Consider the following 14,301-nt stretch of genomic DNA (forward strand, 5'->3'; position numbering starts at 1 on the left):
CCCCGAAGGCTATTCGGCGAACCGCAGGATCGCTGCGGCGGGTACCTCGTCCGGTACGTCGCCGGACCGGAGTGCGAGGACCCGCGCTCCGGTCAGCAGCGCCCGCCGGGCGATCTCGTCCACCACACCGTACGAGTGGTTGCCGTCGAGTTCGGCCAGCGTGACCGTTCCGCTGTCGGGGTCGATCGTGCCGGGCACGATGCCTTCGATGTCGACCATCAGCGTCTCGATCCGCCCGAACGTCGCAGACCGGGCCACGTCGGAGATCTCGACCTGCGCCCGTCCCTTGGACCGAAGATCGTCGAACTGCTTGCGGGTGTCGGCGAGTTGCTGGGCGTAGTAGCTGTCGAGCACCTTCCGGCTGACCTCCGCGATCTGACCGTCGGTCATCTCCTCCGGATTGCCGGGAATCCCCTCGTCGAGCAGCTTGTGGTAGTTGTTCACCGAGCGGTACTGCGAGGCGGTCGGTTCCGCGGCCGCCAGGATCAGGGGGATGTCCCGGCCCGTCAGCACGCTCCGCAGCGCGTGGTCGATCGCGCGCACGTACTCGTGGACGCGCAGTTTGCGGCCCTCGTCGCCCTGCACCCGACCGTGCACGCGGCCCGGGGCGGTGCGCCCGAGCGAGGACACCCCCGCGTAGCTGGCGGCATCCGTGGGCAGGCCGGGGACGTCGATCTTCGTCGGCGGCTGATCGGCCGTGACCTCGATCATCCGCACGGAGCCCTCGGCCAGGGCCAGCACGTACGCGGTCTGCGGGAAGGTCACCGTCCGCAACAGCGGCTTGATGTAGAGGCGGTCGCTGACGATGACGGTCGATCCGAGTCGATTGGGTAGCCGGTAGCGCCGTAGCCGGTCCGGGGTGGCGAGGACGACGAGGGTACGCGCCTGGTACCGCCAGAACGCCTCGTCGTCGATCAGGTCGTCGAACGCTTGCTCGAACGCCACTCGTTCCTTGTGGTCGTCGACCTGTTCGAGCGCGGACTTGACCTGGTTCGTGAATTCGATCCGGCTCTTTCCCGGATCCTGGATGTCGTCCTCGGTGGGCGTGTAGATCGAGATACAGGTCTGGCCCTCCACCCCGGCGAGCCGTCGAACCTCGGCATGACTCGGAATATCGCTGTAGAGCATTCCTCGACCTCCCGGTAGTTGGTCGTTTTCAGCGTACCCAGGACTGCGACGTCCCGGCAGGGGTTTGTTCCCGGCCCCGGTCGCCTCGGCGCGTCGCGCTCTTCTGCCCGCTCAATGGAAGAGGTCCTGGCCCGCAGCCGCTTTCGATCGGTAATGATCTGGGGCAGTTGAGACTTGGAGGCAATATGGGGCAGCTCGAAGGCAGGACGGCATTCGTGACCGGTGCGGCGCGCGGGCAGGGTCGGGCGCACGCGCTCGCCCTCGCCGCCGAGGGCGCCGACATCTTCGGCATCGACATCTGCGCCGACGTGGCGACCGTGCCGTACCCGTTGGCGACCGTCGACGAACTCGACGAGACCCGCCGGATGGTCGAGGCGCTCGGCGTCCGGTGCCGGACCTCGGTGGTGGATGTCCGCGACGGGGCCGCGGTGGACGCGGCCGTCGCGGCGGCGATCGCGGAGCTGGGCAAGATCGACATCTGTGTCGCGAACGCCGGGGTGTGTGCGTTCGCGAAGACGTGGGAGCTCACCGACGAGATGTGGGACACGGTCGTCGACACCAACCTGACCGGTGTCTTCAAGACCCTGCGCGCGGTCGCGCCGCACATGATCGAACAGGGATACGGACGCATCGTCGCGACGTCGTCGATGGGCGGACACATCGGCACCCCGAACCTGTCGCACTACGTGGCCGCCAAGTGGGGCGTGATCGGGTTGGTGAAGTCCCTCGCCCTCGAACTGGCCCGGTCCGGGATCACCGTCAACGCGGTGTGCCCGGGCTCGGTCGACACCCCGATGGTCCACAACGAGGCCTTCTACGGGTTGTTCGCTCCGGACATCGAGAACCCGACCAAGGAGACCGTCGCGTCGCGGTACGCGTCCATCACCCCGATGCGGGTGCCGTGGATCGAGCCGGAAGATGTCTCCGCCGCGGTCCTCTATCTGGTGTCGGAGCGGGCGCGCTACGTCACCGGGACATCGATGGACATCGGCGCCGGCAGTTCCGCGCTCATGCCCTGACCCCGGCCCCGCGCCGCCGCCGCTCCCGCACCCGATGATCTTGGTGTTATGTTCCGGTCGGACACAGGCGGGTTCGCGCCCGGCGGACGATGCGAGCGGATCGGGGGATCCATGTCGACCAGGCTGACGGCGATGGCGGCGGTCGCGCTGCTCGGATCCGCGATGGTGGCGGGCACCGCGGGGCCGGCGCCGGCCGAGCCGCTGCCGACCGGCGCGCCGGGCAGTGGGCCGTGCGCGTCCGAGTTGTCCCACGATCTCGAGTCGATCATCCCCGAACGCGTCGAAGTCCCCGTCCCGTATCCGGTGATCACGCCGGTGCCCTACCCCGCACCGGAACCGCCGACGACGCGGATCGCGTCCGAACCGCTGCCGGCCGATCCCTGCGCGGACCCGTGCCCGGACCTAACGGACGAGGCGCCGCCGCCGTCGTCGCTGTCGACCGACCTCGGGATCCCGCAGATCGGACTGAAGCCGGCGCCGTTCCACCTCGGCATCCCGATCCCGGGGCCGGACCCCGGCCCGCTCCCGGCGCCGCCCGCGCCGGCGGATCCGGCCGTCGAACCGGCCCCGCGCACGCCGGCCCCGCCGACCCCGCGGATCGGCGCCGTCGACCGGGTCGCCAAGCTGACCGGCGCGGGCTCGGTCAACCGGACGGACAAGCGCTGGCAGGTGCAGGGCACCGACCTGGGGATCATGTGGGAGAGCGCGCCCGGCCAGGTCGCGATCGCGTTCGGCGACACCATCGGCAAGGGGTTCCACCCGCCGGGCGGCCAGGGCGACGACTGGCGCAGCAACGTCCTCGCCTTCAGCACCGACCGGGACCTGTCGGACGGGATGAGCTTCGACTCGATGGTGCAGGACAGCCGGTGCCACGCCGCCGAACTGCTCAGCAGCCGCAAGATGGACAACGTCGAGATCACCACCATCCCCACGTCGGGGTTCGCCATCGGCGACCGGCAGTACATGAGCTACATGTCGATCCGCACGTGGAACAGCATCCCCGGCACGTGGTGGACCAACCACGGCGGCATCGCCTACTCCGACGACGGCGGCTCCACGTGGGTGAAGGATCCGTACGCCAAGTGGGACAACATCTTCGGTGTCACCAACTTCCAGGTGGCGGCGATGGTGCCGGCCGGGGACTACGTGTACATGTTCGGCACCCCCAACACCCGACTCGCGGCGGTGGGCCTGGCGCGGGTGCCCAAGGACCAGGTCCTGAACAAGTCGGCGTACCAGTACTGGAGCAACGGTAACTGGACGCCCGTCGGCGGGTACACCGCAGCGACGCCGATCGTGCACGGCCCGGTCGCGGAACTGTCGGTGCGCTACGACGAGTCCACCGGCAAGTGGCAGATGTCGTACCTCGACACCGCGAAGACGGCAATCGTTCTGCGCGAGGCGGATTCGCCGCAGGGCGAGTGGTCGGACGGCGCACCGATGGTGTCGGTGCTGGACTACCCGGAACTGTACGGCGGCTTCATCCATCCGTGGTCGCGCGGCAACGACCTGTACTTCACGATCTCGACATGGTCGGACTACAACGTCTTCCTGGTGCGCGCCCGGATCAACGAATAGCGAACAGGTCGGCCGCCGTCTCGACGGTCCGCGCGACGACGTCGGCACGGTCCGGGTCGAGGCCGTGGCGGCCGCCCTCGATCAGGATCAACCGGTGCTCGGCCGGAATCAGGTCGAGCGCGGCGACCATCTCGTCGGGCGTGCCGAACGGGTCCCGGTCTCCGTGGACGAACAGCGACGGCGTCCGCAGTTGTGGCAGGTGCTCGGTGCGCTGCTTCTCCGGTTTGCCCGGGGAGTGCAGCGGATACGACAGCAGCACCAGACCGTCCGCGACGTCGGGGCGTTCGGCGGCCAGCATCGTCGACTGACGTCCACCGTACGAGTGACCGGCGAGGATCATCGGGCCGTCGGCCAGGCCGCGGATCGCGTCGGCGGCGGCGACGATGCCGTCCCGGTCCTCCCCGGCGTGGGCCTGGTTCGGCGGACCGGACGCGCGTCGCTGCCGGAACGGCAGGTTGTAGCGCAGCACCAGCAGTCCGCGCTCGGCGAAGCCGGACGCCATGGCCTGCAACAACTTTGCGTCACAGTCGCCGCCGGCACCGTGCGCCAGAACCAGCTTTCCGACCGGATCCGCGTCGGGTCGGTGCAGGTAGCCCTGCACGCCTTCGTCGTCGAGATGGAACGGTTCGCCAAGCGCACTCATGAACATCGAGGTTACCGTGGGGTGGTGCAGCGGCTGCGGGTGCTGGTCACCGGGGCCACCGGGTACATCGGTGGCCGTCTCGCCCCGCGCCTGCTCGCGGCCGGGCACGACGTGCGTGTCCTGGTGCGCTCTCCCGACAAACTGCGCGACATCCCGTGGGCGCATCAGGTCGAGGTCGTCCGCGGTGATCTGGGCGACCCGGACTCCCTCCGCGCCGCGACCGCCGGGATCGACGTCGTTTACTACCTGGTGCACTCGATGGGCGGGGCGCGGGAGTTCGTGGAGACCGAGCGGGTGGAGGCGTCGAACATGGCGGCCGCCGCCTGCGAGACCGGTGTGGGCCGATTCGTCTACCTCGGCGGCCTGCATCCGGAGAACACCGAACTGTCCCCGCACATGCGGTCCCGCGCGCAGGTCGGCCGCATCCTGACCGAGTCCGGCGTGCCGACGATGGTGTTGCAGGCGGGGGTGGTGATCGGGTCGGGGTCGGCGTCGTTCGAGATGATCCGGCACCTGGCCAATCGGCTGCCGGTGATGACCACCCCGAGATGGGTGAACAACCGGATCCAGCCGATCGCGGTGCGCGACGTCCTGTACTACCTGGTGCGGGCGGCCGACGCGCCGCTGCCGCGCAGCCGCGCCTACGACATCGGCGGCCCCGACGTCCTCACCTACGGCGACATGATGAAGGAGTACGCCGAGGTCGCGGGGTTGCGCCGCCGGCGGGTGCTGGTGCTGCCGGTGCTCACGCCGCGTCTCGCGGGCCTGTGGATCGGGCTGGTCACCCCCATCCCGAGCGCGCTGGGGCGGGCGCTCATCGAGTCCCTGCACGACGACGCCGTGGCGGCCGACCACGACATCGACGACGTCATCCCGCCGCCACCGGAGGGTCTCACGCCGTATCTGCAGGCGGTGCGACTCGCGCTGCGGCGCATCCGGGACGGCGAGGTGGAGACCAACTGGGCCAACGCGTCACCCGTCGGTGCACCGTCGGACCCGCTGCCGTCCGACCCGGACTGGGCGGGCGAAGTGGTCTACACCGACGAGCGCAGCGCCGGCTGCGACGCGGATGCCGACACGCTGTGGCGGGTCGTCGAGAGCATCGGCGGCGAGAACGGTTGGTATTCCTTCCCGCTCGCGTGGGCGATTCGCGGGTGGCTCGACCGGATCGTCGGCGGTGTCGGGCTCACCCGCGGTCGGCGGGACGCTCGCCGGCTCAACACCGGCGACCCGCTGGACTTCTGGCGGGTGGAGTGGATCGACCGCGGCTCGTTGCTGCGGCTGCGGGCCGAGATGCGCACGCCCGGCGGGGCGTGGCTCGAATGGCGGGTGAGCGCGTACGGGCCGTACCGCTCGCGGCTGGACCAGCGCGCGATCTTCTTCCCGAAAGGTCTTGCCGGGCGGCTCTACTGGTATTCGATCCTGCCGTTCCACGGGATCATCTTCAAGGGCATGCTCACCAACATCACCGGGGCGGCGGCGCGTGAGTACGCGGCGGCGAAACCCGGCACCCGGCCGCATCCCGACGCGTAGGCTGGCACTCGCCCGGACTCCGGAAGTCTGCCTCGTCGGAGGTGCTGCCATGCGCTGTTCCGCCGCTTGTCGCCCGTTCGTCCGTTCCGCGATAGTGATGGCCTCCTTGGCGATTCCGCTCGGCTCGTCCGGTGTGGCGACCGCGGCCCCGGTTCCGCCCGTGCCGTTCCAGGTTCCGGTGACGTTCGTATCGGCCTGCAGCACCGTGGGTTTCATCTGCTGGGTGCCGAACAAGATCGCGGCGGTGACGCCGTCGTCGACGGCGGTGGCACCGGGGGTGGTGACCTTCGCGGCGGCGCCGTCGGCGACGGTAGTCACCACCTACTCCACGCTCGATTGCATCGATGTGTCGATCGCGTGGCGGAACCTGGCGACGGGTGCTACCGGCGACACCGTTCTTCGTGCACTGACGGCCGACGGGTCCGGTCGACGTCCCACGCCCGACGAGCTGTGCCGGTACGTGCCCGCGATGGCGGCCACCGGAAGCGGCACGGTCGTCGCGTCCGCGGACGTCTCCGGCTCGGTCCATCCACCGCAGAGCGACCTCTGGCCGCAGGTGCAGCTCCATGCCGGGTTCGGGGTGCTCGAGGTTCCCTAGGCTCCGAGTTCCTTCGGCGCGACCAAACCCCTGCGCCCGATCAGACCGTGCAGAGCGGGGCGATGTCGGAGCGTCCGCCCGTGGTGGGCGAGGTCAGCAGCAGGCACGCGTTGTAACCGCGCGCCTCGACGACGCCGCGGATCTCCCGCCACCGGTCCGCGGTCACGGCCGGGGTGCGGGACAGCACGAACCCGGAGATCCGGGCCGGATCCCCGACCAGGGCCCACGAGTAGTCGTCGGCGATGTACGTGACGACGTAGTTGGTGGGCCCGTCGGGAGAGTCCTGCATCGGCGCCGACGGAAAGCTCACGTGCAGTTGAGCGTTCGTCGTGGGGTCGTTGACGCGCGCGTTGCCCGTGATGCCGTCGGCGGCGCCCGTCCACGTGGTGCACGTGTTGTCGACGCTGATGTTCGACGCGTCGAGCACCGCGTACGTGGCGCGCGTGTCGCGGGCACAGTTCAGGTTGAAGGGCTGGGGGACGGCCGCCAGTTGGTGCCACGTGCCGGCGTACCGGGCGACGTCCAGCGACGGGACCGGTGGCAGTGGCTGCCACCGGTCCGCGGAGCCGGTCGGCTGCGCCGAGGAGGGTGTCGCAGTGGCCAGGGTCGCCGCCGTCATCGCGGCGATCAGTACGGCCGTGAGCATCCTGGTGGCCGGCATGACGACCCTCCCGTTCTCAGCGGTGCAGCAGGTTCGCTCCTGCAATGATCGCGTTCAGCGACGACGAGATGCAATCGTCGCCGATGGCCATCGCCCAGCGACGCTCGCCGTCGTGGTCGCACAGGACGAACGTGGCGGTGCCGGCCGACGTGCGCTGCTGGTGGAACGAGAGGATCTCGATCTGGAAGCCGGCGTCGTACAGCATCGACGTGAGCGCGGCGATCGGGCCGGTCGCGGTGGCGGACGCCGAGGTGATGGTGTCGCCGAGGCCGAGCGTCGCGGTGTAGGTGGTGCGTCCGGCGCCGTGGCCGGCCGACTCCCAGCTGCCGAGCCGGACGGGGCCGCCGGTGGGGCCGAAGCGCTGGGTGAACTCGGTCCAGTTCAGGCCCTGGGCCTGTGCACGCATGTCGCGCGGCAGCTGGGAGCCGAAACGGCGGGAGAACGGATCGTCGGAGAACGAAGCGGTGGTGGTGGCGAGAGCCTGGGAGGTGCGCATTGTTCGAGGTCTTCCTGAAGTGAAGGAAGGACCGACGGTGAATAGCTCAACGACCCGCAGCGAGGGGTCGGTCCGATTCAGACCCCGCTACGGCGGTGAACTACTACCTCGATGCGCTGCATGACCGAGGAGTCTAGGCGCGACTCCTCGGTACACGCAACCTCCGGCTGGGGGCACCCGCAACCCTCAGCCGCGGACCCCGGTGATCTCGTCCGGTGTGTGCGGCAGCTCGGCAGTGGCCGTGACCTCGCCCTTCTCGACGTCGACGGCGTGGATCCGATTGGTGGCGGGATCGGTCACGTACGCCGTGAACCCCTGCACGAACAGCGCCGGCCGCGGCGACTGCCACTTCTCGGGTTCGGTCCACGGGTCGATGACGGGCACACGGCGCACCACCGCGCCGGTCGCCGGGTCGATCACGTGCAGCGCGCCGTCGGTGCCGAGGACCAGTGCTTCACCGAACGGTCCGCGGCCGAGCGACCGGAACGTGTAGCTGGTCCCGAGGTCGACCAGGCGCAGTTCCCCGGTCGCCGTGTCGGTGAGGGACACGCGCTGCGGACGCTCGAGTTCGGCGTCCGGGTCGCTCTTGTAGTCGCCCAGGACAACGGCGGACGACTCCGAGCCGGCCTGGTTGCCGATCCGCCCGTACGGGTCGGGGCTGGTCACCTTGGTGATCGCGCCGTCGCGGTAGATCAGCAGCCCGTCCTGGCAGCCGAAGACCACCGTCTCGTCGGCGGCGACCGCCTCCCCGTGCACGCCCGGGCACTGCTCGCTGCGGGCGATCTCGGTGCGGGCCGCGTCGTGGACGACGATGCCGGTGCGGGTCTTCGCGTCGCCGATCGTGGTGATCAGGCGGCCGTCGGCCAGTTCCACCGCGACGCCGTGGTGCGCGACCGGGGTCGTGAACGTCGCCGTCTCCGGCTTGCCGTCGGCGAGGGCGGCGGTGTCGAACGACTCGGCGCGGCCGGTGCCGTCGTCGAACAGCACGGTGCGTCCCGCGTGGTGGACGACGTGTCCGGGCTTGTCGGCCTCGAACGTGACGTCGGTGAGGCTCGGGGCGGTGACGTAGTGGTGGGCGTGGTCGCCGTGCGCCTCGGACCAGGTGCCGGTGTCGAGCACCCGGAAGCCGTCCTCGGTCGTGACGACGACGTGCCGCTCGTCGCCCGCCGGATTGATGCGGTTGAAGCCGCCCAGCTCGGATTCGCCCACCACCGAGAGGGTTTCGGCGTCGAGCACGAGGATGCCGCCGTCGTAGGTGAGGGCCAGGCGTGGGGTCGCGGACCGGGCTTGGAACGGCTTGGCCGAGGTGGACTGCGGTCCCGACGCGGCGGCCGCGATCTCGGTGGTCGTGCCGTCGTCGGTGGCCGAGCATCCGGCGAGCAGGGCCGCGCACGTCGCGACGGACGCGGCGAGGGTGAGTCGCCGGGGAGTGGGATCGATGCGGATCATGCCGCAAGGTCTATCGCCTAATGAAAATGATTGTCAAAGGCTGAAATATGCATTCGTGCATGTCACGCGGCATGCAGCAGTTCGAAGTCGTCGGCGTCGACGCGCCGGGTGCGTCGGCGGTACCCCCAGGACGAGCCGGGCCAGAGCGCGTGGTTCGACCCGGACCTGTCCAGATACCAACTGCTGCACCCGCCCGTGCTCCACACGCCGCGCGAGAGCCGTTCCCGCAGGATCGAGCCGAACGCCTCCTGGGCGTCGGCGCGGACGTCGAGGGCGTCCGCGCCGCTGGTGTCGGCCAGGCGCATCGCGTCGAGCGCGTACGCGATCTGCGCCTCGATCATGACGATCACCGAGTTGTGTCCCAGCCCGGTGTTGGGGCCGGAGAGGAAGAACGCGTTGGGCAGCCCGGAGACCGTGATGCCCAGATGGGTGTTCACGCCGCCGCGCTGCCAGCGCTCGAGCAGGCTCACCCCGTCCCGCCCGACCAGGTGCATGCGGTTCAGTGCGCCGGCGACCCGGAAGCCGGTCGCGTGGACGATGACGTCGACTGCGCGGTGGGTGCCGTCGGCGGTGACGATGCCGTCGGGGCGGATCTCGGTGATCGCGTCGGTGACGAGTGTCGTGTTCTCGCGGCCGAGTGCCGGGTAGAAGTCGTTGGACCGCAGGATGCGCTTGCAGCCGATCCGGTAGTCCGGGGTGAGGTCCGCGCGCAGGTCGGCGTCGGGCACCTGGCGGCGCAGGTGCCGGCGGGCGCGCGCCTCGGTGACGCCGAGCAGTCGGGGGCTGCGGCCGAGCCCGATCGCGAGCGTTTCCGCGCCCCAGTAGGTGGCGGCGCGGAAGGCCTTGCGGGCCAGCGTGCTCCGACGGCTGACGGCCATCGCCGCCCGGAACCGTCGGCGCGGCAGCACCCAGGCGGGGGTCCGCTGGAACACGTGCAGGCTCGCGGCCTCGCGGGCGATCCGGGGCACCACCTGCACCCCGCTGGCGCCGGTGCCGATCACCGCCACCCGCTTGCCGGCGAGATTCGCGTCGTCGGGCCACGCCGCCGAGTGCACGGCCTGCCCGGCGAACGTCTCGGCGCCCGGGATGCGGGGCAGGCGCGGCACGTTCAGCGCGCCCGACGCGATCACGAGGTACCGCGCCACGAACTCGCGTCCGGACCGGTCGAAAACGTGCCAGCGGCAATCGGTCTCGTTCCAGCGCGCGCCGGCCACCTCGGTGCCGAACTCGATGCGGTCGTCGAGGCCGTGGTTCTGCGTGAGCTCGGACAGGTAGTCCAGGATCTCCGGCTGTGCAGCGTGCGAACTGGACCAATCCCGTTTGGGGGCAAAGGAGTACGAGTACAGCACCGACGGGACATCGCACTCGCAGCCCGGGTAGGTGTTCTGCCGCCACGTGCCGCCGACGGCGTCGGCCTTCTCGAGGATCAGGAAGTCGTGCTCGCCGCGGCGGGTCAGTTCCAGGGCCATCCCGAGTCCGGCGAATCCGGCGCCCACTACGAGCACCCGGGTGTGACGTACCTGCTGCTGTGACGCCTGCTGGGACACACTGCTTCCTGCCTCGAGATCTGCGCAGCGCCTCCCTCACCGCCTGACGTCAGCAGTGTGCAACTTGAACGATGTTCAAGACAAATCGGTCGGGCGGCTCACGCGACCTCGTCCTCGCCCCCCGGCTGGACTTTCCGCAGGCCACGGTAGGCCTCGGCGGGCGTGTGCCGACCGGCCACGACCGCCTCCACCTCCGCCGCGATGGGCATCGGGACGCGGTAGTCGCGGGCCAGTTCCATCACCGTCGGGGCGGTCTTGACGCCCTCGGCGACCTGTCCGAGTTCCACCACCGCCTGCTCCACGGTGAGCCCGCGCGCGATGGCCTCGCCGACGCGCCGGTTGCGCGACCTCGGGCTCATGCACGTCGCGATCAGGTCGCCCACCCCGGTGAGCCCGGCGAACGTGCGCGGATTCGCGCCCATCGCCTCGCCCAGGCGGGTCATCTCCGCGAGCCCGCGGGCCAGGACCATCGCGCGGGTGTTGTCGCCGACCCCGAGGCCGTCCGCCATGCCCGACGCGATCGCCACGATGTTCTTGAGGACACCGCCGAGTTCGCAGCCCAGGACGTCGGTGTTGCGGTACACGCGGAAGACCTTGGACGCGAACAATGGTTGCAGCGCGGTCGCGACGTCCTCGTCCTGCGTGGCCACCACGGCCGCGGCCGCCATACCGTCGGCGATCTCGGTGGCGATGTTCGGCCCGGCCAGCAGCCCGACCGGGTGGCCCGGCAGGCATTCGGAGATCACCTCGGTGGGCCGCTGCCGGGTGCCGGGCTCGAGGCCCTTCGCGAGCGAGAGCACCGGCACCCACGCCCGGACCTCGTTGGAGATCTCGGAGAGCGTGCTGCGGATCGCGTGCGACGGCACCCCCACCACCAGCACGTCGGCCTCGTTCGCGGCCTCGACGATGTCGGACGTCGCGCGCAGGCCGTCCGGCAGGACGTGATCGCCGAGGTACTGCGAATTGCGGTGCACGGTGTTGATCTCGTCGGCCGTCTCGGGGCGCCGCGCCCACACCAGCGTGGGCGTGTTCCGGGACGCGAGTCCGGCCACCGTCGTCCCCCACGACCCGGAGCCGAGCACCACCACGCGGACTGGTCGGGCCATCAGCGATCACCTCGTGCGCGGACGTCGTGGCAGGTCATGACTTCAGGTTGGCACTCCGGGCGGATTCGCGGTGCCGATTCCCCGAACTCGACACCGGTCCGCGCCTACAGTCGGGTACGTGTCGGACGACCTGCCGCTACACGACGTGTACGCCGAGCCCGCGCTCGCCGACGTGCTGCCGTCGGCGCTCGCGTCGTGCGGTGTCCCGGGCGAGCGCAACCGCCTCGGGCTGCCGGAGACCGATCGGACGGTGGTGCTGCTGATCGACGGTCTCGGTTGGAACCTGCTGCGCCGCAACGTCGATGCCGCACCCTTCCTCAACGGCGTGGAGGGGCGTCCGATCCGGGCCGGATTCCCGACCACCACCGCGTCGTCGCTGGCGTCGTTCGGGACCGGTCTGCCACCGGGCCGGCACGGCGTCACCGGCTACGTCTCCGACGTCGCCGAGGCGGGCGGGCCGTTCAACTGGCTGCGCTGGCAGCGCGTGGGCGATCGGCGCGACGCGTCGGCGCGGGTGGTGCCGGAGCGGATCCAGCCGTACCCCACCGTCTTCGAGCGGGCCACGGCCGCGGGGGTGGTCGCGACGACGGTGCTGCCGCGCGAGTTCGCGGGCAGTGGCCTCACCCGCGCCACGCTGCGCGGCGCCCGATTCGTCGGGACCGTCGCGTACGGCGACCTGTTGCACTCGACCGTGCACGCCGCGACGGCCGGCGAGCGGACGCTCGTCTACTGCTACCTGAGCCAGATGGACACCCTCGGGCACGTGTACGGGCCCGGGACCGAGGGCTGGGTGGCGCAGTTGACGATCGTCGACCGGTTCGTCGAGGACCTCGTCGCCCGACTCGGCCCCGACGTCGAACTGCTGGTGACCGCCGACCACGGCATGGCCGTCGTCGACCCGTCGGACCGGATCGACTTCGACACCACGCCCGACCTGTCCGAGGGGGTCGCCGCGCTCACCGGCGAGGCCCGCTGCCGGTACGTCCACGCCGAACCCGGTCGGGCCGTCGCGGTGCTGCGCCGCTGGCGCGAGGTGCTCGGAGAGCGAGCCTGGGTCGGGACCCGCGACGACGTCGTGGCGGCCGGGCTGATCGGGCCGGACCCGACGCCGGCCGCGCTGCGCCGGATCGGTGACGTGGTGGCGATCGCCCGCGGCGGGACGGCCGTGGTGCGCACCGAGGTGGAGCCGAGGATGTCGATGCTCAGCGGTCAGCACGGTGCGCTCACCGACGACGAACTGCTGGTTCCGCTACTGCAGGTGTGACGAGCGTGGTTCGGACGGAAGATCGTTCGTGACCGTCCGAACCACGGCCCGGTGGGTGATCTACGCCGATAGCTTGTGCGTGAGCTTCGCGATGGTCGTGTCGTCGAGGCCGAGGCCCTTGGTGAGGTACCCGTTCACGTCGCCGTAGGTGGTGTGCATCTGCGCGAGTCCGGCTTCGAGGTAGCTCTTGTCGACGGCCAGGACGGGCGTGAGGTTGAGCGCGACCTGCTCACCAGCTGGCCCCATCGCCGCGCGGATCTGTGCGAGCGTGGCGGCAGTGGTCTCGGCCAGGTACTCGTTGCTGAGCAGGTAGTCGTCCATGACCGTCGCGGGCGCCGCCCCGGCCAGGCTCTGCAGGATCGCGGCGGTCCAGCCGGTGCGGTCCTTGCCGGCGCTGCAGTGGAAGATCACCGGCCCGTCGCTGTTCGCGATGTCGGTGAGCACCTGCTTGAAGCCCGCGCGCTTCGCCGGATCGGTGACGTAGCTGCGGTTGGCGTCGATCATGAACTGCCGGCCCTGCTCGGGCGACTTGATCGTCGAAGCCAGCGTGACCAGGTCGCCGAACTCGATCGGGATGTTCTTGTAGATGGCGCCCGCCGGGACCTTGTCGGGACCACCTACGAGCGGATTGCTGATCTCGGTGGGACCGCGCAGGTCGTAGATGTGCTTGATGTTCAGCGACGACAGTGTCGCCAGGTCGGCGTCACTGGCAGACGACAGTGCGTTCGAGCGGTAGATGACACCGCGCCTCAGGTGGTCACCGCCCGTGGCGGCGTACCCGGGACCGTCGTTCCCGGCGACGTCCCGGAAGTTGGCGATCGAGGTCAGCTTCGCAGTCGGATCCAGCGGTGTCTCAGCGGATCCCGTGCCGAGCGACCCGAGCGAACCGGTGCCGAGCGAGCCGAGCGAACCGGTGCCAGCCGAACCGAGATCGAGTGCTGAGGCGATCGTGTTGGCGGAGAGGAGCATTCCTCCGGCGAGGAGCAGGGCGGTGGCGGATCGCGTGGTCCGCACGTGTAACGGGCTGGAGCCTGCCTTCATTTCGGTTCCTTTCGTTGTGTGGAGCGGTGTGTGTTTCAGGGGGGTGACGTCGGCGGCGCCGGTGAATCCGTATCGGTCGCAGGGACCGATGATTCCGACCTCGAGGGGCCGGAGCGGAGGCCGAGGTAGTGGGGGAGTGCCGGTTCGCGTGTGACGGTGAGGATCTCGTCGGGTTTGCCGTTGCCGCCGGGACGAACGTCAGGTCGTGCTCGGGCCGGCCGAGCCATTCCGGTTCGCG

13 protein-coding genes are annotated in these 14,301 nt (G+C 70.3%); 5 read left to right on the top strand and 8 right to left on the bottom strand.

Features of this window, described 5'->3' with window-relative positions:
- Nucleotides 1-9 precede the first annotated feature (9 nt).
- The gene (locus tag EGT67_RS22560) at nt 10-1,128 is read right to left on the bottom strand and encodes a baeRF11 domain-containing protein (RefSeq protein WP_127918326.1); all 1,119 of its coding nucleotides are present in this window, start codon (nt 1,126-1,128) and stop codon (nt 10-12) included.
- 185 nt (nt 1,129-1,313) lie between these two features.
- Between EGT67_RS22560 and EGT67_RS22565 the strand changes: the two genes are divergently transcribed.
- Entirely contained in the window at nt 1,314-2,147 is an 834-nt protein-coding gene (locus EGT67_RS22565) for a mycofactocin-coupled SDR family oxidoreductase (protein ID WP_127918327.1), read from the top strand.
- Nucleotides 2,148-2,258: 111 nt separating this feature from the next.
- On the top strand, nt 2,259-3,725 hold the full coding sequence (locus tag EGT67_RS22570) for a DUF4185 domain-containing protein (protein WP_127918328.1): 1,467 nt from the start codon (nt 2,259-2,261) through the stop codon (nt 3,723-3,725).
- Here EGT67_RS22570 and EGT67_RS22575 read toward each other — a convergent pair.
- Nucleotides 3,715-4,368, bottom strand: coding sequence for an alpha/beta hydrolase family protein (locus EGT67_RS22575; RefSeq protein WP_127918329.1), 654 nt, complete (start codon nt 4,366-4,368; stop codon nt 3,715-3,717). The two genes, EGT67_RS22570 and EGT67_RS22575, sit on opposite strands and share 11 nt — an antisense overlap.
- On the opposite strand from EGT67_RS22575, the gene EGT67_RS22580 reads away from it, so the two are divergent.
- Nucleotides 4,342-5,901: an SDR family oxidoreductase gene (locus EGT67_RS22580; RefSeq protein WP_421958156.1), complete on the top strand. Its 1,560-nt coding sequence runs from the start codon at nt 4,342-4,344 to the stop codon at nt 5,899-5,901. The two genes, EGT67_RS22575 and EGT67_RS22580, sit on opposite strands and share 27 nt — an antisense overlap.
- 97 nt (nt 5,902-5,998) lie before the next feature.
- Nucleotides 5,999-6,499, top strand: coding sequence for a hypothetical protein (locus tag EGT67_RS22585; RefSeq protein ID WP_127918331.1), 501 nt, complete (start codon nt 5,999-6,001; stop codon nt 6,497-6,499).
- Nucleotides 6,500-6,539: 40 nt separating this feature from the next.
- On the opposite strand, the gene EGT67_RS22590 is transcribed toward EGT67_RS22585, so the two are convergent.
- The 5 genes from EGT67_RS22590 to EGT67_RS22610 all read right to left on the bottom strand — a co-directional run bounded on the left by EGT67_RS22590 (nt 6,540) and on the right by EGT67_RS22610 (nt 11,758).
- Nucleotides 6,540-7,160 (bottom strand): lipocalin family protein, encoded by a 621-nt coding sequence (locus tag EGT67_RS22590; protein WP_127918332.1) that lies wholly within the window; start codon nt 7,158-7,160, stop codon nt 6,540-6,542.
- Nucleotides 7,161-7,176: 16 nt separating this feature from the next.
- On the bottom strand, nt 7,177-7,656 hold the full coding sequence (locus EGT67_RS22595) for an alpha-isopropylmalate synthase regulatory domain-containing protein (RefSeq protein WP_127918333.1): 480 nt from the start codon (nt 7,654-7,656) through the stop codon (nt 7,177-7,179).
- 186 nt (nt 7,657-7,842) lie between these two features.
- On the bottom strand, nt 7,843-9,105 hold the full coding sequence (gene aztD, locus EGT67_RS22600; RefSeq protein ID WP_127918334.1) for a zinc metallochaperone AztD: 1,263 nt from the start codon (nt 9,103-9,105) through the stop codon (nt 7,843-7,845).
- 62 nt (nt 9,106-9,167) lie between these two features.
- The gene (locus EGT67_RS22605; protein ID WP_241566193.1) at nt 9,168-10,652 is read right to left on the bottom strand and encodes a flavin-containing monooxygenase; all 1,485 of its coding nucleotides are present in this window, start codon (nt 10,650-10,652) and stop codon (nt 9,168-9,170) included.
- Nucleotides 10,653-10,750: 98 nt separating this feature from the next.
- The gene (locus EGT67_RS22610; protein WP_127918335.1) at nt 10,751-11,758 is read right to left on the bottom strand and encodes an NAD(P)H-dependent glycerol-3-phosphate dehydrogenase; all 1,008 of its coding nucleotides are present in this window, start codon (nt 11,756-11,758) and stop codon (nt 10,751-10,753) included.
- A 118-nt stretch (nt 11,759-11,876) separates the two neighbouring features.
- On the opposite strand from EGT67_RS22610, the gene EGT67_RS22615 reads away from it, so the two are divergent.
- On the top strand, nt 11,877-13,022 hold the full coding sequence (locus tag EGT67_RS22615; RefSeq protein WP_127918336.1) for an alkaline phosphatase family protein: 1,146 nt from the start codon (nt 11,877-11,879) through the stop codon (nt 13,020-13,022).
- Nucleotides 13,023-13,082: 60 nt separating this feature from the next.
- Here EGT67_RS22615 and EGT67_RS22620 read toward each other — a convergent pair whose 3' ends face one another.
- A complete protein-coding gene (locus tag EGT67_RS22620; RefSeq protein ID WP_127918337.1) occupies nt 13,083-14,063 on the bottom strand; it encodes a tyrosine-protein phosphatase in 981 nt (326 codons plus the stop codon).
- Between the last annotated feature and the right edge of the window lie 238 nt (nt 14,064-14,301).

The organism is Prescottella agglutinans, from assembly GCF_004011865.1.
In the GTDB taxonomy this organism is placed as follows: Bacteria; Actinomycetota; Actinomycetes; order Mycobacteriales; family Mycobacteriaceae; genus Prescottella; species Prescottella agglutinans.

Excerpts from the sequence above, each read along its gene's own strand:
- EGT67_RS22620 (WP_127918337.1), bottom strand. The coding sequence starts at position 14,063 with ATGAAGGCAGGCTCCAGCCCGTTACACGTGCGGACCACGCGATCCGCC.
- EGT67_RS22595 (WP_127918333.1), bottom strand. The coding sequence starts at position 7,656 with ATGCGCACCTCCCAGGCTCTCGCCACCACCACCGCTTCGTTCTCCGAC.
- EGT67_RS22570 (WP_127918328.1), top strand. The coding sequence starts at position 2,259 with ATGTCGACCAGGCTGACGGCGATGGCGGCGGTCGCGCTGCTCGGATCC.
- EGT67_RS22560 (WP_127918326.1), bottom strand. The coding sequence starts at position 1,128 with ATGCTCTACAGCGATATTCCGAGTCATGCCGAGGTTCGACGGCTCGCC.
- EGT67_RS22585 (WP_127918331.1), top strand. The coding sequence starts at position 5,999 with ATGGCCTCCTTGGCGATTCCGCTCGGCTCGTCCGGTGTGGCGACCGCG.
- EGT67_RS22610 (WP_127918335.1), bottom strand. The coding sequence starts at position 11,758 with ATGGCCCGACCAGTCCGCGTGGTGGTGCTCGGCTCCGGGTCGTGGGGG.
- EGT67_RS22590 (WP_127918332.1), bottom strand. The coding sequence starts at position 7,160 with ATGCCGGCCACCAGGATGCTCACGGCCGTACTGATCGCCGCGATGACG.
- EGT67_RS22575 (WP_127918329.1), bottom strand. The coding sequence starts at position 4,368 with ATGAGTGCGCTTGGCGAACCGTTCCATCTCGACGACGAAGGCGTGCAG.
- aztD (WP_127918334.1), bottom strand. The coding sequence starts at position 9,105 with ATGATCCGCATCGATCCCACTCCCCGGCGACTCACCCTCGCCGCGTCC.
- EGT67_RS22580 (WP_421958156.1), top strand. The coding sequence starts at position 4,342 with ATGGAACGGTTCGCCAAGCGCACTCATGAACATCGAGGTTACCGTGGG.
- EGT67_RS22565 (WP_127918327.1), top strand. The coding sequence starts at position 1,314 with ATGGGGCAGCTCGAAGGCAGGACGGCATTCGTGACCGGTGCGGCGCGC.